20 protein-coding genes are annotated in these 19,486 nt (G+C 70.8%); 10 read left to right on the top strand and 10 right to left on the bottom strand.

Annotated features, from left to right (window positions below; all coding sequences use genetic code 11):
• Positions 1-91: 91 nt before the first annotated feature.
• The 3 genes from H0E82_RS03630 to arfB are packed head-to-tail and all read right to left on the bottom strand — an operon-like array spanning position 92 to position 2,203.
• Positions 92-1,153, bottom strand: coding sequence for a hypothetical protein (locus tag H0E82_RS03630; RefSeq protein ID WP_180543877.1), 1,062 nt, complete (start codon positions 1,151-1,153; stop codon positions 92-94).
• Positions 1,150-1,758: a lysophospholipid acyltransferase family protein gene (locus tag H0E82_RS03625; protein ID WP_180543874.1), complete on the bottom strand. Its 609-nt coding sequence runs from the start codon at positions 1,756-1,758 to the stop codon at positions 1,150-1,152. The genes H0E82_RS03630 and H0E82_RS03625 overlap by 4 nt, the downstream gene beginning before the upstream one ends.
• A 34-nt stretch (positions 1,759-1,792) precedes the next feature.
• Positions 1,793-2,203 (bottom strand): alternative ribosome rescue aminoacyl-tRNA hydrolase ArfB, encoded by a 411-nt coding sequence (arfB, locus tag H0E82_RS03620; RefSeq protein ID WP_180543871.1) that lies wholly within the window; start codon positions 2,201-2,203, stop codon positions 1,793-1,795.
• Positions 2,204-2,299: 96 nt separating this feature from the next.
• Between arfB and H0E82_RS03615 the strand changes: the two genes are divergently transcribed.
• The gene (locus tag H0E82_RS03615) at positions 2,300-2,806 is read left to right on the top strand and encodes a DUF2059 domain-containing protein (protein ID WP_180543867.1); all 507 of its coding nucleotides are present in this window, start codon (positions 2,300-2,302) and stop codon (positions 2,804-2,806) included.
• Between the two features lie 18 nt (positions 2,807-2,824).
• Here the strand turns inward: H0E82_RS03615 and H0E82_RS03610 are convergent, their stop codons facing one another.
• On the bottom strand, positions 2,825-3,517 hold the full coding sequence (locus tag H0E82_RS03610; RefSeq protein WP_180543864.1) for a pseudouridine synthase: 693 nt from the start codon (positions 3,515-3,517) through the stop codon (positions 2,825-2,827).
• A gap of 91 nt (positions 3,518-3,608) precedes the next feature.
• Here H0E82_RS03610 and H0E82_RS03605 point away from each other — a divergent pair, with 91 nt between their 5' ends.
• On the top strand, positions 3,609-6,359 hold the full coding sequence (locus tag H0E82_RS03605) for a M16 family metallopeptidase (RefSeq protein ID WP_180543861.1): 2,751 nt from the start codon (positions 3,609-3,611) through the stop codon (positions 6,357-6,359).
• Positions 6,360-6,466: 107 nt separating this feature from the next.
• Entirely contained in the window at positions 6,467-6,793 is a 327-nt protein-coding gene (locus H0E82_RS16740) for a hypothetical protein (RefSeq protein WP_235974160.1), read from the top strand.
• A gap of 126 nt (positions 6,794-6,919) precedes the next feature.
• Here H0E82_RS16740 and H0E82_RS03595 read toward each other — a convergent pair whose 3' ends face one another.
• From H0E82_RS03595 to H0E82_RS03575, 5 genes are all read right to left on the bottom strand, one after another.
• The gene (locus H0E82_RS03595) at positions 6,920-7,456 is read right to left on the bottom strand and encodes a hypothetical protein (protein ID WP_180543859.1); all 537 of its coding nucleotides are present in this window, start codon (positions 7,454-7,456) and stop codon (positions 6,920-6,922) included.
• Between the two features lie 73 nt (positions 7,457-7,529).
• Positions 7,530-8,486: a 2-dehydropantoate 2-reductase gene (gene panE, locus H0E82_RS03590; protein ID WP_180543856.1), complete on the bottom strand. Its 957-nt coding sequence runs from the start codon at positions 8,484-8,486 to the stop codon at positions 7,530-7,532.
• Between the two features lie 628 nt (positions 8,487-9,114).
• Positions 9,115-10,527 carry a YfcC family protein gene (locus H0E82_RS03585; protein WP_180543853.1) on the bottom strand — a complete coding sequence of 471 codons (1,413 nt, stop codon included), beginning with the start codon at positions 10,525-10,527 and terminating at the stop codon, positions 9,115-9,117.
• 52 nt (positions 10,528-10,579) lie between these two features.
• Positions 10,580-11,395, bottom strand: coding sequence for an ABC transporter permease (locus tag H0E82_RS03580; protein ID WP_180543850.1), 816 nt, complete (start codon positions 11,393-11,395; stop codon positions 10,580-10,582).
• Complete coding sequence (locus tag H0E82_RS03575) at positions 11,392-12,363, bottom strand: ABC transporter ATP-binding protein (protein ID WP_180543848.1); 972 nt, start codon at positions 12,361-12,363, stop codon at positions 11,392-11,394. Before H0E82_RS03575 ends, H0E82_RS03580 begins: the two co-directional genes overlap by 4 nt.
• An 84-nt stretch (positions 12,364-12,447) precedes the next feature.
• Between H0E82_RS03575 and H0E82_RS03570 the strand changes: the two genes are divergently transcribed.
• The 7 genes from H0E82_RS03570 to H0E82_RS03540 all read left to right on the top strand — a co-directional run bounded on the left by H0E82_RS03570 (position 12,448) and on the right by H0E82_RS03540 (position 18,996).
• Positions 12,448-13,257: a ferredoxin--NADP reductase gene (locus tag H0E82_RS03570; RefSeq protein WP_180543845.1), complete on the top strand. Its 810-nt coding sequence runs from the start codon at positions 12,448-12,450 to the stop codon at positions 13,255-13,257.
• Positions 13,232-14,473 carry a site-2 protease family protein gene (locus tag H0E82_RS03565; RefSeq protein ID WP_180543842.1) on the top strand — a complete coding sequence of 414 codons (1,242 nt, stop codon included), beginning with the start codon at positions 13,232-13,234 and terminating at the stop codon, positions 14,471-14,473. Before H0E82_RS03570 ends, H0E82_RS03565 begins: the two co-directional genes overlap by 26 nt.
• A gap of 177 nt (positions 14,474-14,650) precedes the next feature.
• Entirely contained in the window at positions 14,651-15,223 is a 573-nt protein-coding gene (locus tag H0E82_RS03560) for a hypothetical protein (RefSeq protein ID WP_180543839.1), read from the top strand.
• Positions 15,224-15,233: 10 nt separating this feature from the next.
• Complete coding sequence (locus H0E82_RS03555; protein ID WP_180543836.1) at positions 15,234-15,434, top strand: helix-turn-helix transcriptional regulator; 201 nt, start codon at positions 15,234-15,236, stop codon at positions 15,432-15,434.
• Positions 15,431-16,957: an alpha/beta hydrolase gene (locus tag H0E82_RS03550; protein ID WP_180543833.1), complete on the top strand. Its 1,527-nt coding sequence runs from the start codon at positions 15,431-15,433 to the stop codon at positions 16,955-16,957. The genes H0E82_RS03555 and H0E82_RS03550 overlap by 4 nt, the downstream gene beginning before the upstream one ends.
• 111 nt (positions 16,958-17,068) lie before the next feature.
• Positions 17,069-17,815, top strand: a complete 747-nt coding sequence (locus tag H0E82_RS03545; protein WP_180543830.1) for an ABC transporter ATP-binding protein — start codon at positions 17,069-17,071, stop codon at positions 17,813-17,815.
• Positions 17,812-18,996 carry an ABC transporter permease gene (locus H0E82_RS03540; RefSeq protein WP_180543827.1) on the top strand — a complete coding sequence of 395 codons (1,185 nt, stop codon included), beginning with the start codon at positions 17,812-17,814 and terminating at the stop codon, positions 18,994-18,996. Before H0E82_RS03545 ends, H0E82_RS03540 begins: the two co-directional genes overlap by 4 nt.
• 184 nt (positions 18,997-19,180) lie before the next feature.
• On the opposite strand, the gene H0E82_RS03535 is transcribed toward H0E82_RS03540, so the two are convergent.
• Positions 19,181-19,486, bottom strand: a 306-nt coding sequence (locus tag H0E82_RS03535) for an energy transducer TonB (RefSeq protein ID WP_180543824.1), incomplete at its 5' end; no start/stop codon positions are given.

Raw genomic sequence — 19,486 nt, 5'->3', positions numbered from 1 at the left:
CCGCCAGCCGCGCAGCGTGCGCCTGTCGCGAAGGCCGGGGAATAGGCCGTTGGTTGGCCGGCATCCAATGCCCGGGATCGGCAAAGTCGGTTCAGGCGCCGGCGAAGCGGGTGTCCGCGCAGGCGACCGGGTCGAGGTCCTGCACCGCCCCGGCACCGCCGGCGAGCCGGCGCATCGGCGGCATTTCGTCGTCCACGCGATCGTGTGCGTGCGGGTAGCGGGCGACGAGGCGCGCCGCGGACTCGCGTTCGGCGGGGCTGGCGGCGGCCTCCACGCCGGCGCGTCCGCGCGCGATGGCCGTGCGCAGCGGGTGCTGTGGGTCCAGCGCGACGATGTCGGGATGCGTGTCGAGCAGCCGGTACCAGGCCAGCGCGTGGCCGAGGTCGGGCACGACCACCTGGGCGAGGAAGGTGCGGAAGCGGCCGTCGCCGCTGTCGGAGTAGGCGACCGCGAGTGCGCGCATGGTCTCGATGTCGCCGTGCGCTGCGGCCCGGATGGCGATGGCTTCGGCCTCGCGGCGGTAGTCCTGCAGCGCCGGCAGCGCATCGAGCAGATCGTTGTGGCGGAAGGCGTTGCCGCTGGCGTAGTGGCGCATCGACGGCAGATGCCCGGCCAGGGCCGCCTGCCGCCACAAGCGGGCGCGGGCTTCGGCGCTCAGGGTCGGTGCGCCCTCGCAGCGCGCGAGAGCGGCACCGAGCTCCTCGCTGCGCGCGCGCTGGGCCGCGTGCTCGGCGACAAGCCGGACGCGCAGAGGTTCGGCCAGGTCGCTGCGCGCGAGCGTGGCGTCATGCCCCTCGATGAACACCTGCAGCCCGCGATGCTGTTCGCGCATGCCGTCACAGCGTTCGAATTCGGCGGCCAGCCGGCAGGCTGCGCGCGCGTCGCCGGAAGTGGCCCGGCTGCGCAGTTGCTCATGGATCAGGCGCAGCGGCTGGCCCGCGTCCGGCAACGGTTGTTCGGCGAGGCGACGGGCCTGTGCGCCGGCGGCCCGGAGGTCCGCATCGGGCCGCGCCCGTGCCTCATCGACGGCGGACGGTGGCGCACCAGGCGAGGGCGTGTCGGCCCCGCGCTCCCGCATCAGCATCAGGCCGAGGCCCGTCGCGGTGACGAGGGCGAGCGCACCGAGGAGGACGACGCGCCCGCCGCGTTTCATACCGTGCCGCGGTTCTTGCCCATCCACGGCGCATACCACTCGCGGATCTGCGCCATGTCGGCATCGAGGTCGTCGCCGGGATGGAACATGGGACCGAAGCCGATGACCTTGTCGGGATAGTGGAAATACATGCGCAGGATCGGAACGTCGGCGGCCTTGGCGATTTTCCAGAAGCCGGTTTTCCAGCGCTCCACCCGTTTGCGCGTGCCCTCCGGGGCGAGGCCGTACCAGAACGGCTCGGGACCATGGATCGCGGCGGCCGCCTGCTCGATCACCCGTGAGGCGCGGCTGCGGTCCACGGGGATCACCCCGAGCCCGCGCAGGGCCCAGCCCAGCACCGGCACGCGGAACAGCGAATCCTTGCCCAGCACGCGGATGTCGAGTCCCAGCGCCGCCTTGGCCGCGAAGCCCCACACGCCGTCCCAGTTGGACGAGTGCGGCGCACCGATCAGCACCAGGCGGGGCTCGTCGGGCAGCTCGCCGATCAGGCGCCAGCCACCAAGGCGCAGGATGGTGCGGCCGATCCAGCGCGCCAGACGGCTGGGCTTGACGCGCGGCGCGCGCGGCGGAACAGGGATCAGGAACGGGTACTTCGATGTGCTCATGCGTCCTCGGCGCAGGGGGCCTGCAAGGGGCGGGTCAGTCCCAGTCGCGCACGGCGCGACCGCGTTTGATGGTACTGCGTTCGCGCTTGGCCCCCAGGCGACGTTCCTTGGCGCCGCGCGTGGGCCGGGTGGCGATGCGCGCCTTGGGCACCTCGTAGCCGGCGGCGATGAAGGCCGCGAGGCGTTCCCGCGCATCCTCGCGGTTGCGCTCCTGGGTGCGGAAGCGCTGCGCGCTGATCACCAGGACGCCGGCATCGGTGAGCCGGCGGTCGCGCCGGGCCAGCAGCCGCGCGCGCACCGCTTCGGGCAGTGAAGGCGATCCGGCGATGTCGAAGCGCAGTTCGACCGCGGTGGCCACCTTGTTGACGTTCTGGCCGCCGGGCCCGCTGGCACGCACGAAGCGCTCGACGAGTTCGTCCTCGGGAAGGGGCGGCGGGGTGGACATCGGCGGCGATTGTAGTCGCTGGCCGCAGGCGCGCCGGTGATCCCGCGCGACGGAGCGGCTAGAGTGGCCGGCCACCCATGGACGAGGGAGACACCAATGACCCGAACCTTCCGCCTCGCCGCGCTGCTGGCGCTGGCCTTCGCCGCACCGGCCGCGCTCGCCGCGCCGCCCAGCCCGGCCCGGATCGATCGCCTGCTGGAGGTGATGCGCGCCGAACAGACCGTCGCCGCGATGATGCCGCAGGTCCTGGCCTCGCAGCAGCAGATGGTCGCCCAGCTCACCCGCGACGCGGATCCGCAGCAGCGCGAGGCCGCGATGCGGGCGGTGACCTCGTCGATGCGGGCGGTCGAGTCGGCCCTGTCCTGGGACGCGCTGCAGCCGATGTACCGCGACATCTACGCCCGGACCTTCACCGCCGAGGACACCGACGCGATGATCGACTTCTACAGCAGCCCCGCCGGCCAGAACCTGCTCGACAAGATGCCGCTGCTGATGCAGAACACGATGACCGCGGTGCAGGGCCTGGTGGTTCCGATGCTGCAGCAGCTGGAACGCGATTTGCGCTCGCAGCTCGATACGGATGCGCCCGCGGCGGCCGACTGAGTCGCAGGCACGCCGGTACTAGGGCGCCGGCGTGCCCGGAAACAGCACCAGTGCGCGGGCGAACTCGTCCGCCGGTGGCACCTCGATCGACAGCCGCTCGCCGGTGCGCGGATGCGTGAATCCCAGCCGTTCGGCATGCAGCAGCATGCGGTGGATGCCCAGCATGCGGAACGTGCGGTTGTGGCGGCCGTCGCCGTGGCTGGTGTCGCCGATGAGGTGATGCGAGAGATGCTTGAGATGCCGGCGGATCTGCCGGAACCGCCCGGTCAGCGGCTCGGCCCGCAGCAGCGCGTAACGCGAGGTGGCGAACCCCGATGAGGGCAGCGCGAGTTCGGTGGTCGCCAGGCGGGTGAAGCGGGTCTGCGCCGGCTTCTTGGTCGGTTTGCCTGGACCGCCGTCGAGCGGATGGTCGACCAGCAGCTCCGCCGCCGGCCAGCCGCGGCAGATCGCGAGATACCGCTTGTCCACGCTGCGCGCCATCAGCTGCTCGCCGAGCGCGGCGGCGGTGTCGCGATCGAAGGCGACGAGCATGCAGCCGCTGGTGGCGCGGTCGAGGCGATGGGCGAGGAAGATCGGGCGACCGAACTGCGCGCGCAGCCGGTCGGCCAGGAAGTCGTGCTCGTCGCGCGCCAGCTTGCTGTCGTGGACCATCAGACCGGCCGGTTTGTCGACCACCGCCAGCCACGCATCCACATAGCGCACCTCGATCATCACGCGTCTCCTGCCGGTGTGGGCGAACGCCCGGACCACCGCGCGCGATCTGTTATTTTCCGCGATCGTCTCCGCGAATGGAAAAGACCGCATGCATCGTCGGTTGGGCGCCGTGCTGCTGGCACTTTGCATGGCGCTCGGCGCCACGATGGCGGCGCAGGCACAGGCGCCGCGGCTCGAGGCGCCGGTGCACAGCGCCGAGGGCATCGACGAGTACCGCTTCGACAACGGGCTGCGGCTGGTGCTGTTTCCAGACGCCAGCCGCCCGGTGACGACGGTCAACGTGACCTACCGTGTCGGCTCGCGCCACGAGGGCTACGGCGAGACCGGGATGGCCCATCTGCTCGAGCACCTGGTGTTCAAGGGCACGCCGACCCATCCCGACATCCCCGGTGCCATGCGCGCACGCGGCATCCGCTTCAACGGCACCACGTGGTACGACCGCACCAACTACTTCGCCAGTTTCGCCCGCGACGACGACACCCTGGCCTGGCTGCTGCGCCTGGAAGCCGACCGCATGGTCAACTCGCGCATCGCGCGCGCGGATCTCGACAGCGAGATGACCGTCGTGCGCAACGAGATGGAATCGGGCGAGAACAATCCCGCGCGCGTGCTGATGCAGCGGGTGATGGGCGCGGCCTACCAGTGGCACAACTACGGCAATGCGACCATCGGCGCGCGCAGCGACGTGGAGAACGTGCCGATCGAGCGCCTGCAGGCGTTCTACCGCACGTGGTACCAGCCCGACAACGCGGTGCTGGTGATCGCCGGCGACTTCGATCCCGCGCAGGCCCTGGCCCTGGTCGACCGGCACTTCGGCGCGCTGCCCAGGCCGCAGCGCGCGTTGCCAGTCACCTACACGCGCGAGGCGCCGCAGGACGGGCCGCGGCACGTGGTGGTGCGGCGCGTCGGACGCACGCCCTATCTCGCCGCGGGGTATCACGTGCCCGGCGCGCGCCATGCCGACGCTGCGGCGCTGTCGGTGCTGGCGCATGTGCTCGGTCAGACCCCGGGCGGCCGGCTGCATCGCGCGCTGGTCGAACGCGGCCCGGCCACCGGCGTCTCGGCGACCCACTACAGCCTGGACGAGGCGGGCTATTTCAGCGTGCTGGTCCAGGCCCAGGAAGACGCCGACCTGGACGGACTGGAAGCGACGCTGCTCGGCGCCATGGAGCGCGCGGGCGAGACACCGTTCACGCAAGCCGAGGTGGACGAGGCGCGACAGGCCCAGCTGGCCGGGTTCGAACGCGCCATGCGCGACCCCAACGCGATCGGCATCGCGCTCTCCGAGGCCATCGCGCAGGGCGACTGGCGCCTGTGGCTGCTGGCCCGCGACCGTCTGGAATCGGTGACCGTCGACGACGTCGCGCGCGTCGCCGGTACGTATCTGCGGTTGGACAACCGCACCAGTGGCCGCTTCGTGCCGACCGACGCCAGCGACCGGGTGACGGTACCCGAGGCGCCGGCCGCCGAGGCGCTGCTGGAGTCGTACACCGGCCGCGAGGCGCTGATGGCCGGCGAACCCTTCGACCCGTCGCCGGCCAACATCGATGCGCGCACCCGCACCTGGACCCTGTCCAACGGTGCCCGCCTCGCGGTGCTCGACAAGCGCACCCGCGGCGGCGCGGTGCAGGTGCGCATGACCCTGCGCCTGGGTGACGCCGACAGCCTGCACGGCCTCGCGGAGAGCGGCGCGATGACCGGCGCGATGCTGATGCGCGGCGCCGGGCGTTACGACCGTGCGGCCCTGTCGCGCGAACTCACCCGGCTGCGCTCGATCCTGTCGGTCGGCGGCAACGCGACCTCGATCAACGTCGGCGCCACCACGGACCGCACGAACGTCGACGGCCTGCTCGAACTGCTGGCCGTCGTCCTGCGTGAGCCGACGTTTCCGGCCGAAGAATTCGAGCAGCTGCGGATCCAGTCGATCACCGGCATCCGCGGCAGCATGAGTGAGCCCGGTGCGGTCGCCAACCAGGCGATGGCCCGGCATTTCGATGTCTTCACCCCCGGTCACCCGTACCACAGCCCCAGTTTCATGGCCCGCATCGCGGCGCTGGAGACCCTGGATGTGGACGACCTGCGCGGCTTCCATCGACGCTTCCACGGCATGGGCCCCGGCGCGACCATCGCGATCGTCGGCGACGTCGATGCCGAGGCGGTGCGCGCGCAGCTCGAACGCCTGTTCGGGGACTGGGCGCAGGCCACGCCGTTCACGCGGATTCCGTTTCCGCCCACCGCGCCCGCGCCCGCGCACGTCCGGCTGCACACGCCCGACCGCGCCAACGCGGCTTTCATGGCCCGTCAGCCGCTGGCACTCGACCAGGACCACCCGGATTTTCCGGCCTTGCTGCTCGGGAACGAGATCCTCGGCGGCGGCGGCATGACCTCGCGCCTGGCCGACCGCATCCGCCAGCGCGACGGACTCAGCTACACCGTCAGTTCGAGCCTGACGGCCAACGTCTTCGATCCGGTCGGCAGCTTTTCCGGGTACGCCATCGCCGCGCCGGACAACATCGACCGGGTGGAACAGGCCTTCCGGGAGGAACTGCAACGCCTGATCGAGACGGATATTCCCGCCACCGAGCTGGGCGACACCCTCGACGGCCTGCTCCGCGCACGGCGCGCCACGCGCGCCAGCGACATCCAGCTGGTCGGCATGCTCAACGACAACCTCTACCTCGGGCGCGACCTCGCGTTCTCGGCCGCATTCGAAGAGCGTCTGCGCGCCCTGACCCCCGAGCAGGTCCGCGCCGCGATCGCACGGCACCTGGATCCTGCGCAGCTGAGCGTGTTCCTGGGGGGTGACTTCGGGGCGGCCGAGACGCCAATGGTGCCCTGAGTCGCCCGGCAGCGCCGGTGCCCCGTGACCCGATGGCGCCTGCGACAGCAGGCGCCCAGAAGCCTCGTCCGTCGTCCAGCGCGGCGCGGACAGGTCGCCGGCCGCGCGTGACGCCTTCCGGCGGCGTCACGCTGCGCAGGTGCGGCATTGGCGCGCCCGTGTTGCTGCGATGCCCGGTTCGGGTGACGCGCCGGGTTCAGCCCGCCGGTGGCGGGGCCTGGCCCGCCATCGCCTGCAGCATCGCACTCGGATTCGCTGCCGATTCCAGCTTCCGTGCACCGATGGCGATCGCGGTCATCGGAGGTCTCGTCACGTCGACAGTGCTCAGCCTCGGCGTCATCCCGGCCGCCTTCACCCTGGTGGACGACATCGAGCAGCGTGTGCTGCGACGGTTTCGCCGTCCGAGGGGCGACGGCGTCGCGGCGCCCGCATGAGGACTCCGGCCGTGGCCTCGCCGTGTCGGGCGTCGGTCCCGGGTGATGTCCACCGCCGGGCACGATCCGCGAGGTGCCGCCTCAGCGCGGCCACGTCCGGCGCCCCGAAGCGCGCCGGAGCGTCGCTCAGTTCGGCTGCGGTGGCGGGGCCTGGCCCGCCATCGCCTGCAGCTCGGCGCACATCTGCGTCTGCTGCGACGGCGTGGCGCTGGTGTACTGCTGACGCACGCGTCCGTGGGCGGTGGTGAATTCCTGTTCGAACACGCCAGCATCGCCTCCGAGACGCACGAACTCCTGTTGCTGCCGCTCGCGTGCCTGGGCCAGCTGCGCGGCACTGATGTTCGGGTCACAAAGCTCAACGGCGGCATGCATCGCGCCGCCCAGGCCTGCCAGCTGGTTGAGCATGGCCGCCTGCGGCTCGGCCGGGGCCGGCTCCCCCATGGGAGTGCCGTAGCTGTCATCGGGACCCGGCGAAGCCTCGCCTGCCTGCTGCGCACGCGCGGCTTCGGAGGGTTCGGTGCGCGTCTCGTCGATCGCCCCGGTCTGCGCACCGGTGGCGGTGTCGGCGGAGGCTGCCGGGGTGCGGTCGGCGCAGGCAGCCAGGCCGAGGGCGAGGGCGAGGACGGCGAGGCCCGCGAGGGGGGTGTGGCGTGGACGGGACATGGACGACTCCTGCGGACGGTTCGCGCGACCCTAGCAGCCCGCGCGGGAACCGGCAGTCACGGCGTCCGATCCCTCAGGGCGTATCCGGGGTCGCGCGCCGGCTGCGGTAGCACTGAAGATGGATCCATGCCGCTTCCAGCTGCGGCGACGCGTGTCCGGCGCGCCGCGCGCGCGTCAGCATGTCGCCGACGATCTGCCCCGCCTCCACCTCCTGGCCGGCTTCCAGATCGCGCAGCATCGAGGCGGTGACCGTGGATCCGGGCCGGGTGAGCAACGCGCGCGCCTGCTGCGCGGCCTCGCCGGGCACCGCATGGCCCTGCGCAGCGGCGACGGCCAGGCATTCGTCGTGCAGCGCGGCCAGAAACGCCGCGCCGCCATCGGCCGCGACGATGCGGCCGATGCTCGCGCGCATCAGGCAGGTGGCCGCGGCCAGCGCGGCGAGAAAGGTGAACTTGTTCCATGCCGCCTGCATGAAGGCATCACTGCAGACGCCGTCGAAGCCTCGGGCCGACGCGCAGACCGCCTGCAGCGCCCGGGTTCGCGCGCTCCCGTTGCGGCCCGCGTCGCGCTCGCCGAACGTCATCGACGGCGGCGACGGCAGATGCACCACCTCGCCATCCTCGCCTTTGACCGCGCTGATGAAGCACAGCCCGCCGAGCACCGCATCGGCGCCGAAGCGCGCATCGAGCGCGGCGTAGTGCAGCAGCCCGTTGAGGATGGGCAGCACCGTCGTGCCGATGCCGACCGCCGGGGCGATCGCCTCGATCGCACTGTCGAGGTCGTAGGCCTTGCAGCTCAGCAGCACCAGGTCGAACGGGGCCCGCGCCGCGAGCGCGGGCAAGGCATCGGCGGTGATGTGGGAGACGGGCAACTGCGCATCGCCCAGTGCACTGCGGATGCGCAGGCCGTCGCGCACCAGCTGCGCTGCGCGCGCCGGGCGTACGAGAAAGGTGACGTCGACACCGGCCTGCGCGAGGCGGCCGCCGAAGTAGCCGCCGGTGCCGCCGGCGCCGAGAACGAGGATGCGCATGCCCTGATGGTAGCGGGCGGTGCAGGACTGCGTCAGGCCCGTTGCGGCGCTGCCGAGATGGTCGGCGCGATCGTGCGTCGGCGGTCGCCTGCGCGACCGGCTCCCGTCATCGACCAGGAGTCACCGTGACCGATTCTTCTCGCCAAGCTCCGTTTTCCTGATTGGCGGCCTGGCTTGGGCGACGGCCGTATGCGACCGCTCGGCACGTGTCGGGCGGGAAGCCTCGGCGACATTGCCACCGCAATGCCCGACGCAGCGCCGCCCGCTCCCGCCGAGGGCGACACGCGCTCGCCAGACGCCTGGAGCGAGCAGGCAAGCCGGACGGCGGCCGCGACCACGCCGGACGACATGGCCGCCGAAGGCACCGCCGCCGCCCGCGCGATGGCCGAGACGTGCGGCTTCACGGAAGCCGAGTTGCAGCGGCTCATCGCGCTTGCGAACACCGAGGGCCGCAGTCCGGGATTCGAGGCGCGCGTCGCGGCGCATCCGCCGCGCCTGCGCCAGGCGCGGCAGGCCCAGCGGCGCGAGAACGCCGCTGCCTATCAGGACACCTGCGGGTTCCTGCGCTTCATGCAGGACGGACGCGGCGGAGAGATCGCCTGCAACGCGGCGCGCGTTCCGCTCGGCGTCAGGCGTAGCCGATCCACACCGCGATCACCAGCGCGATCGACGCGGCCGCCATCAGCTTCAGCATCAACGGCCAGGCGAAGCGGAACCAGCGGTCGTAGGGCACGCCGGCCATGCCGAGGATCGCCATCAGCACGATGTTGGTCGGCAGGATCAGATTGGCGAAGCCGTCGCCGAACTGGAACGCGAGCACCGCGACCTGACGCTCGACGCCGGCGACGTCGGCCAGCGGCGTCATGATCGGCATCGTCGCGAACGCCTGGCCGGAGCCCGACGGGATGAAGAAGTTGATCAACGTCTGCATCAGCAGCATGCCCACGGCCGACAGCTCCGGCCCCAGCCGCGACAGCGGCATCGACGCCGCGTGCACGATGGTGTGCAGCACCTGGCCGTCTTCCAGAATCAGCGCGATCGACCGCGCGAAGCCGACCAGCAGCGCGACCACCGCCAGTTCCGCCGCGCCTGCGGCGAAGCGCCGCGCGGTCTCGTCCACGCCGAGCCGGCCGATCAGGCCTGCGGCCAGTGCGACCACCAGCCACAGCGCGCCGAGTTCGGTGAGATACCAGCCGCGCTGCGAGATGCCGTACACCATCAGCACGACCGCGGCGATCACGACGACGGCGATCGCCGCATGGCGCCGGTCGAACGGCGAATGGTCGGCGGCGGCGGCCGGCGCTGCGCTGTCGACACCGACCATCAGGCTCGCGCCGGGATCGGCGGCGACGCGGCGTGCGTAGCGCCACACGTGATGCGCGGCGATCAGCACGAACGGCAGGAACAACGCCAGCCGGAAGCCGATGCCCGAGGTCGGCGGCAGTTCGGCGATGTCCTGCGCGACGAGCACGGTGTACGGATTGGTCCAGGCCACGCCGTAGCCGACCACGTAGCCGCCGATCATGATGCCCATCGCGGTCATCGCATCCAGGCGCATGGCCAGGCACAGCGCCACCAGCACCGCCGCGAACGGAATGTATTCGGTGGACACGCCGAGCGTGCCGGAGCCGGCCGCGAACGCAGCCGTGCCGAACAGGATCAGCAGCGCCGGATGCCCGCCCAACGTGCGCAGCAGCCAGCCCAGCAGCGCATCGATCAGGCCGGTCGCGCGCAGCACCGCGATCGCGCCGCCGACGATCAGCAGGAAGAAGATGATCGCCTGCGCATCGGCCAGCGCGCGCGGCACCGAGGTGAACAGCGCAGCGGGGCTGAGCCAGACGCGTTCGGCATGCACCGCATAGGTGCCGGGCACGACCATCATCCGGCCCGCTTCATCGGCCTGCGTGCTGAAGCTGCCCTGCGGCAGCAGCCAGGTCGCGACCAGCGCCGCGATCATGATCAGAAACAGCAGGACGAGCGTATGCGGGATGCGGAAGCGCGTGGTCACGGGCGCGGTCACCGGCAGCGAGTGACCGGCCATGCTACCGCACGCGGTTTCCGGCGCCGCGCGGCCTGCGGGCCGCGCGCGCCACTCAGCTGCGCAGACCGATTCCGCGCTTGAGGAGCCACAGCGCCAACGTGCCCAGTGCGATGACGAAGCCGATCATCAGCGCGAACGACACGCCGAGCGAGACGTCGCTGACGCCGAGCAGGCCGTAGCGGAAGGCGTTGACCATGTAGAAGATCGGATTGGCGTGCGTCGCGGTTTCGGCCCAGCCGGGCAGCAGCGAGACCGAATAGAACACGCCGCCCAGATACGTCAGCGGGGTCAGGATGAAGATCGGCACGATGGCGACGTCGTCGAACTTCTTGGCGTAGACCGCGTTGACGAAGCCGGCCAGGGCGAAGATCGTCGCGCCCAGCAGCACGGTGGCGAAGGTGATCACCGGATGCGGAATGCGCACGGTGGTGAACAGCATCGCGATGCCGAGCACGATGACGCCGACGGCGAGGCCGCGCGCGACCGCGCCGATCACGTAGCCGCCGAGGATCACCCAGCTCGGCATCGGGCTGACCAGCAGTTCCTCGACGTGCCGGCCGAACTTCGCGCCGAAGAAACTCGACGAGATGTTGCCGTAGCTGTTCTGGATCACGCTCATCATCACCAGGCCCGGCACGATGAAATCCATGTAACGGATGCCGTCCATCTCGCCGACACGCGCGCCGATCAGGCCGCCGAAGATCAGGAAGTACAGCGTCATCGTGATCGCCGGCGGCACCAGGGTCTGGCCCCAGATGCGCAGGATGCGGACGATCTCGCGGCGCGCGATCGTGTACAGCGCGACCCAGTGGCGCTGCGCGGTGCCTTCGACCGCGGCGACGTCGGTGTGTGTGGTCTGCGTGCTCATGCGGCGGCCTCCTGTTGCGAGGCGGCATTGGGGCCGGTCATGCGCACGAACAGTTCCTCCAGCCGGTTGGACTTGGTGCGCATCGAGCGCACGCGGATGCCGGCGCCGTCGAGCGTGGCGAAGACGCGGTTAAGATCCATCGCGCGTGGCATGTCGAGTTCCAGGGTGTGGTCGTCGGTGGCGTGCAGCACGGCGCCGTCGATCGGCGGCAGCGCCGACGGCAGCGTGCCGTCGATGTCGAAGATGAAGCCCTCGACGTCGAGCTTGGACAGCAGCGCACGCATCGGGCCCTGCTCGACGATGACGCCGCGATCGATGATCGCCAGATTGCGGCACAGGCTTTCGGCTTCTTCGAGGTAATGCGTGGTCAGGATGATCGTCGTGCCGGCGGCGTTGATCTCCTTGAGCGTCTGCCACATGCCGCGGCGGATCTCGATGTCGACGCCGGCGGTGGGCTCGTCGAGGATCAGCAGGCGCGGGCGCGTCATCATCGCGCGGGCGATCATCAGCCGGCGCTTCATGCCGCCCGACAGCGTGCGCGACATCGTCTTCGCCTTGTCCCACAGCTGCGCGCGCTTGAGTTCCTCTTCCGCGCGCACCATCGCCTCGGCACGCGGGATGCCGTAGAAGCCCGCGTAGTTGACGAGGATGTCGAAGGGCTTTTCGAAGAAGTTGAAGTTGATCTCCTGCGGCACCAGGCCGATCAGGCGCATCGCCTCGTCGCGCCGGGTGTGCAGGTCGGTGCCGAACAGCCGCACCTCGCCCGAGGTCTTGTTGACCAGCGAGGAGATGATGCCGATCAGCGTGGATTTGCCGGCGCCGTTGGGACCGAGCAGGGCGAAGAAATCGCCGGGCGCGACGTCGAGCGAGATGCCCTTGAGCGCCTCGACGCCGCCGGCGTAGGTCTTGCGCAGATCGCGCACCGACAAAGCCGGCGCAGTGGCCGGCGGAACAGGGTGTTGCGTCATGGTCCGTGGAATCCGCGCGCCTGGGTCCGCGGGGGCCGCGGCCGAAGGCGCTAGTATAGGCGCCCGGTCGCGGGCGGCCCTGCGATGCAGTGTTGCGCCGCGTGGGTGCCCGGCGGCCGTTTCCCTTCCAGACCGGTTCAATTCGTGGCCATCCAGCAGTTTCCGCTCAAGCTCACGGGCCGGCGCATGATCGCGCCGACCGTCGCCCATCTGAGTTTCGTCCGCGACGACGGCCAACCGCTGGATTTCATCCCCGGGCAGTTCATCCAGGTCCATTTCGAATACGCCGACGGCACCGCGACCAAGCGCTCGTACTCGCTGGCCACGATCCACGACCACGCGATCGGGCCGGGCGAAGCGGTGGACATCGCGGTGAGCTACGTGCCCGGCGGCGCGGCGACCGCCCTCTTCGAGGGCATGGCGCTGGGCGAGCGGGTGCAGGCCAGCGGCCCGTTCGGCCGCTTCTGCCTGATGCCACAGGACGCCAATCGCCGCTATCTGCTGGTCGGCACCGGCACCGGCGTCACCCCGTACCGGGCGATGTTGCCGCTCTTGGCCCAGGCGATGGCGACGCGCGACGTGGAGGTGATCCTGCTGATGGGCGCGCGCACGCCGGAGGAACTGCTCTACGGCGACGACTTCGGCGCGTTCGCGCGAGCGCATCCCCGCTTCCGGTTCGTGCCGTGCTTCTCGCGCGAGCTGCCGGCCGATCCGCACCCCGATGTGCGTCACGGCTACGTGCAGCAGTTCCTCGGCGAATTCGCACCGGGCGAGGGCGACATCGCCTATCTGTGCGGCAATCCGAACATGGTCGACGCCACGTTCGAGGCGCTCAAGGACGCCGGTCTGCCGATCCCGCTGATCCGGCGTGAGAAGTACGTCAGCAGCAAGTAAACCGGCGCTGGTGGCCGGGGCGGATTTCGCCGCGCACGCGCATCCCGGTGCGCGGATCGAGGCGCTGATGCCCCCGCCGCTGGATGTGAGGACGGAGACGCGCCCCTGGTGGCGTCGCGCGCTGCTGGCGGCGCTCCCGTTCGTGGTCGGCGCGGCGGTCGGGGTGGGGCTCGCCCGGGTCGGCGTGCCCGCGCTCGATGCCGTGCCGCCGCGCGAAGCCCTTGCGCTGCTCGCCGGTTTCCTCGTGTCGCTGTGGCCGCATATCGTGCTGCACGAGGCCGGGCATGCCGTGGCAGGCGTGATGCGCGGGATGCAGGCGATCGCGTTCGGCGTGGGTCCGTTGCGCGCCGAGCGCGGCGGCGACGCGCGCTGGCGCTGGCGGCACGGCGGCGGGATCGCCGGAATCGGCGGATTCGCCGCGCTGCTGCCGCGGGCGGAGCGCGGGCATTCGCCTCTTGACCAGGCGGTGTTCCTGCTCGGCGGCCCGGCAGCGAATCTCGCGACCGCGGCGATCTTCGCCGCGGTCGCGACGTGGGCCCCGCTGTCGGCTCTACCTGCCGCGGCGTGCACGGGGATCGCGCTCGCGGCAGCACTGCTCGGCCTGGGCAACCTCGTGCCCCTGCATCGGCAGGGCTGGCGATCGGACGGCCGCGGCCTGCTGGATCTAGTGCGCGGCACGCCGGATGCCGCGCTGCAGGTGCAGATCAACCAGCTGGTCGCACTGGGTCTGGCAGGCGTGCGGCCGCGCGACTGGCCCGAAGCGTCGATGCCGGCGATGGATGAGGCGGTCGCCAGTTCGGGGCTGCAGTCCAGCGGCCGGATGTTGCGACTGTCGCGCGCGGTCGACCGGCGCGATGCCGAGGCGGCATGGCCCGATGCGCTGGCGCTGACCGCGGGGTTCGCCGCCGCCCCCGCGGTCGTCCAGGGCGCGATCGCCGTCAGTCTCGCCAGCCACGCCGCGTTGCTGGTCCGCGACCGCGCGCTGGTCTCGGCCTGGCGTCTGCATTGCCACGGCGGACTGATGGACCTGTCGCCCTATCGCGCGTGGCTCGATGCGGAAATCGCCGGTCTCGATGGTGATACCACTGCGGTCGCCACCCACGTGGGTCACGCACGCGCGCTGGCCGACCGGATTCCCGACACCGCGAGCCGACGCGTGTTCGACGAGCGACTCGACGCGCTGCTGGAACACGGCTCGACCGACGGCATGCCGTGAACGCGCGCGCCGGGCGGTACGTGTTGGCGCGCGCCGAGGCGCTGACATCGGCAACCGCCTGGGCGGCCCCGTCCTGCGTCCCCAACGCGCGTGGCTGCATGCCGCTGTAAAGCACGCTTGACAGGCGGCATCGGCTGCGCCACCTTGTGTGTCAAGCCTCCTTGACACGGTACCGCCATGCCCATCGCTCACGTTCGCAATCCGCTGTTCGTCGCTGTCCTGCTGGTGTTGGTCGCAGTCGCGCTGCGTCTGCTGGTGCCTGCCGCGCCCGATTGGAGCGCAGCCCTGTTGCTGCTCTCGGCCGTGGCGATCGGCGCGGTCGCCGTGGCGCGGCGCGAAGCCGTCTGCACCGCTGCACCCTCCGGAGTGCGGCGGCGCTACACACGCGACGTGCTGGTTGCCACGGGCGCATACGTGGTCCTGCTCTTCGCGTCGTTGCTGTTGCTGCGCCACTTCGAGGGCCCGGCACTGCGTGCGCTCCTTGCGCTGCTGCCGGTCGTTCCGATCGCATTCGTACTGCGCGCGATGGTCCGCTACGTACGCGGTGTCGACGAGCTGCAGCGGCGCGTCGAACTCGAGGCGATCTGCATTGCTGCGGCGCTGGTCTCCTTTCTCTACATGACGGCCGGCTTCCTGCAGACGGCGCGGGTCATCGACGTTCCGTCAGGCGTGGCCATGCTGTGGGTCTTTCCGCTGGTCTGCGGCACTTACGGCATTGCAAAATCGATCGTCGCCCGGCACTACCAGTGAGGGCGCCGGTATGAAGAGCCGGGTGCGGGAGCTGCGGGAAGCCTGCGGATGGTCACAAGCACAGCTCGGGGAACGTCTTGAGGTGTCGAGACAGACGATCAACGCGATCGAGACCGGAAAATACGATCCCAGCCTGCCGCTGGCGTTCCGGATCGCGCGCGAGTTCGCCGAGCCCATCGAATCCATTTTCCTGTTCGAGGACGTTCCATGAGGACACCGAGGTTTTCCCTGCTGGCGCTGGCCGCAGGCATCGCGCTCGCCGGCTGCAACGCCGGCGCGCCGTCGCCGGCCGAGAGCGGCACGGCACGACCCGTGCGGATGTACGGCCAGATCCCGTTCCATGCGTGCACGCTGGACGGCGGCAACGCCGCAACGCGGGTCGAGGCACAGTGCGCCACCTTCGAAGTGCCCGAGGACCCTGCCGCGCCGGATGGCCGCCACATCGCGCTCAACATCGCGTGGCTGCCGGCCGATGCCACGGATGGCGGCGCCGAAGATCCGGTGTTCTTCCTGGCCGGCGGTCCGGGACAGGCCGCCACCGAAACGGCGGCACACATCAACGGCGCGTTGCGCGAAGTGCGCCGCCAGCGCGACATCCTGCTGGTGGACCAGCGCGGCACGGGAGGTTCGAACCCGCTCGACTGTGTTGACGCCGAAGGCGAGGCACTGGCGCTCGACCCGCTCACCGTTCCCGACGACGCCGAGGTCGACGCATTCGTCCGACGGTGCCTCGCCGGACTGAGTGGACGCGCCGATCCACGCTTCTACACCACCGCCAATGCGATCCGCGACCTGGACGCTGTGCGCATCGCGCTCGGTGCCGCGCAGCTCAACCTCGTCGGAGGCTCCTACGGAACACGGGTGGCGCAGCAATACGCAGCGGCCTATCCGCAGCAGGTGCGCAGCCTGGTGCTCGACGGCGTGGCGCCGAACGATCTGGTGGTGGGCGGCGAGTTCGCGCACACCTTCGAGAACGCGCTCGGCCTGCAGGCGGCGCAATGCGCGCAGGACACGCGCTGCAGAAGCCGGTTCCCGACCGACCTGCAGGCGCAGCTGCGCCAGGTGCTCGCGACCCTGCGCGACGCGCCCGCGCCGGTGACCTACCGCGACCCCACCACCGGCACCGAACGGGAAGGCAGCATTACCTCCGATACCGTCACCGGTCTCGCGTTCCTGTTCTCGTACGCACCGCAGACGGCCTCGCTGTTGCCGCTGATGCTCGACGAAGCGGGCCAGGGGCGCTACGGGCCATTGATGGCACTGTCGCAGTTGATGAACCGCAACGTGGGCGGGCAGATGACCCGCGGCATGCAGTGGTCGGTCATCTGCGCCGAGGACGCGGGCCGCTACCGGGAAGACGGGCGTGCGCAGAACACGGTGCTGGGGCCGGACGTGGCGCGGATGTTCTTCAGCGCCTGCCGCACCTGGCCGACCGGGTCACCGCCGGCGAACCACACCGTGGCGTTGCAGTCCGAAGTGCCGACGCTGCTGCTGTCGGGCGAGCTGGATCCGGTGACGCCGCCCGCGTACGCCGAACGCGTGGCGTCCGGGCTGCCCAACGGTCGCCACCTCGTGCTCGCCGGACAGGGCCACGGCACGCTGGCGCTCGGCTGCATGCCCAAGCTGCTCGCGCAGTTCATCGAGTCCACCGATGCCCGTGCGCTCGACGCCGGCTGCTTGGATGCGATGCGCGCCGTGCCTCCCTTCACCAGCTTCAACGGGTGGGAGCCGTGAGTCGCGCGCGGTGATCGGCGCACGGCCCGGCGACTGCCGGTCCGATCGATCGCCGCGCCGCGCGCGTGCACCGGCGCTCTCCAACCACGCACTCCACATCATGGATTTCCGATGATCACTGCCCACCAGTTGCACAAGGCATTCAAGACCAAGACCGGCACGGTCCAGGCGGTCGACGGTGTCGACTTCACCGCCGAGGACGGCCGCATCACCGGCCTGCTCGGCCCCAACGGCGCCGGCAAGACCACCACACTGCGCATGCTCTACACGCTGATGAAACCCGACCGCGGCGAAGTCCTCGTCGACGGCATCGATGCGGCGAAGGATCCTGCCGCCGTGCGTCGCGTGCTCGGCGTGCTGCCCGACGCCCGCGGCGTCTACAAGCGCCTGACCGCGCGCGAGAACATCCGCTATTTCGGCGAGTTGCACGGGCTGACGAAGGCGCAGATCGCCGAGCGCACGCGCGTGCTGAGCGACCAGCTCGACATGGGCGACATTCTGGATCGCCAGACCGAAGGCTTCAGCCAGGGCCAGCGCACCAAGACCGCGATCGCGCGCGCGCTGGTGCACGACCCGCGCAACGTGATCCTCGACGAGCCGACCAACGGGCTCGACGTGATGACCACCCGCGCGATGCGCGAGTTTCTCTTCAAGCTCCGCGACGACGGCCGCTGCGTGATCTTCTCCAGCCACATCATGCAGGAGGTGGCAGCGCTCTGTGACCGGATCGTCATCATCGCCAAGGGTCGCGTGGTCGCGTCCGGCACCGCCGACGAGCTGCGCGCGCGCTTCGGCACCGAGAACCTGGAGGACGCCTTCGTGCATGCGATCGGTTCGGACGAGGGCCTGCTGGCATGAGCGCGACGATGCGATGGATGTGGAGTGTGGCGCGCAAGGAGCTGCTGGACATCGGCCGCGACCGGCGCACACTGTTCATGGCCCTGCTGCTCGGCCCGCTGATGTACCCGCTGCTGATGCTCGGCATGCAGTACATGGCCGAGAAGCGCATGAAGACCGAACTCGACCGGGTGCTGGAGGTGCCGGTGATCGGCGCCGAGCACGCCCCGAACCTGGTGGCGCACCTGGAAACGCTGGGCATCCGTGCGGTCGATCCGCCGGCCGACCTCGACGCGGCGATCGGCGCGCAGCAGGTGGACGTGGCGATCGAGATCCCGGCCACGTTCGCCGAGGACTGGCACGCCGGCCGCCCGGCGACGGTCGAGATCATCAGCGACAGCACGCGGCGCAACGCGCAGACCCCCGCGTCGCGCGTGCGCGCAGCCGTGGCGGGCTACGGGCAGCAGGTGGGTGCGCTGCGCCTGCTCGCCCGAGGGGTGGACCCGGCGGTGGTGCAGCCGGTGGCGGTCGGCACCCGCGACGTCGCGACGGAGGAAGCCAAGCGCGGCGTGATCCTGTCGGTGTTGCTGCCGTACCTGCTGATCCTGTCGAGCTTCATCGGTGGCTCCTACCTGATCCTCGATGCCACCGCGGGCGAGCGCGAACGCCAGTCGCTGGAACCGCTGCTGGCGACACCCGCCGCGCGCGGGGCGATCGTCAGCGGCAAGATCGCGGCGGCCTGCGTGATCGGCATCACCTCGTTGTTGCTGACCATGCTCGCCTTCAAGATCAGTGCACAGATGGGCACCGGCGCGGCGCGGATGCTCGACGTCAGCTTCCCGGCGATCGGACGCATGCTGCTGGTGCTGCTGCCGATGCTGTTCATCGGCACCTCGCTGCTGACGTTCCTGGCGGCGACCGCCAAGAGTATGAAGGAGGCGCAGAGCCACATCGTCTGGCTGATGCTGCTGCCGATGGTGCCGAGCTTCGTACTGATGGTGAATCCGATCAAGACCGAACTGTGGCAGTTCGCGGTGCCGTTCCTGGCCCAGAACCAGCTGCTGCTGAAGGTGATCCGCGCCGAGGCCATCCCGCTGCAGGTCTGGGCGCTGTATCTCGGTGCGAGCCTCAGCCTCGCGGCGTTGCTGTGGTTCGCCGCGGTGAAGCGCTATCAGCAGGAGCGCCTCGCGGTCGCCGGCTGATCGACCAGCGGCGCGCGGCGCATGATGCCCGGGCGCCGCGGGCAGCGGGCGCGGATTGGATTCCGGTCGAGACCCGGCGGATCGGATCCGGGCGGCCCGTGGAGCCGCGCCTGCAGACGCGATCCAGGGCGCACCAAACGCGAACGCCCGGCCTGAGCCGGGCGTTCGCGGTTCCGCGGCTGGATCAGTTGCTCTGCGGTGAGAACCCGATCGTGCGGCGCGTGGTCACCGGTGCAGGCACCGGCTCGAAGCGCCAGCGGCGCACGGCCGCGAGCGCCTCGCGGTCGAAGATGCGCGGCGGATCGGCGCGCACGACGCGAGCACTGGTCACCGAACCGTCGACCCCGACGGTGAACTCGACCTGCACTTCACCCGAAGAGCCGGCGCGCAACGCATCGGCGGGATAGCGCGGCGCGGGCGTGCTCAGCGGCCGCAGCTGGGCCTGCGCTGCAGCGGGGGCCGGTGCGGGGGCCGGCGGCGGCGCGGCCGC

The sequence above is a fragment of the Luteimonas deserti genome (assembly GCF_013425765.1).
Classification (GTDB): Bacteria; Pseudomonadota; Gammaproteobacteria; order Xanthomonadales; family Xanthomonadaceae; genus Luteimonas; species Luteimonas deserti.
The sequence above is the reverse complement of the archived record's forward strand: the minus strand, read 5'-3'. Positions and strand labels throughout refer to the sequence as shown.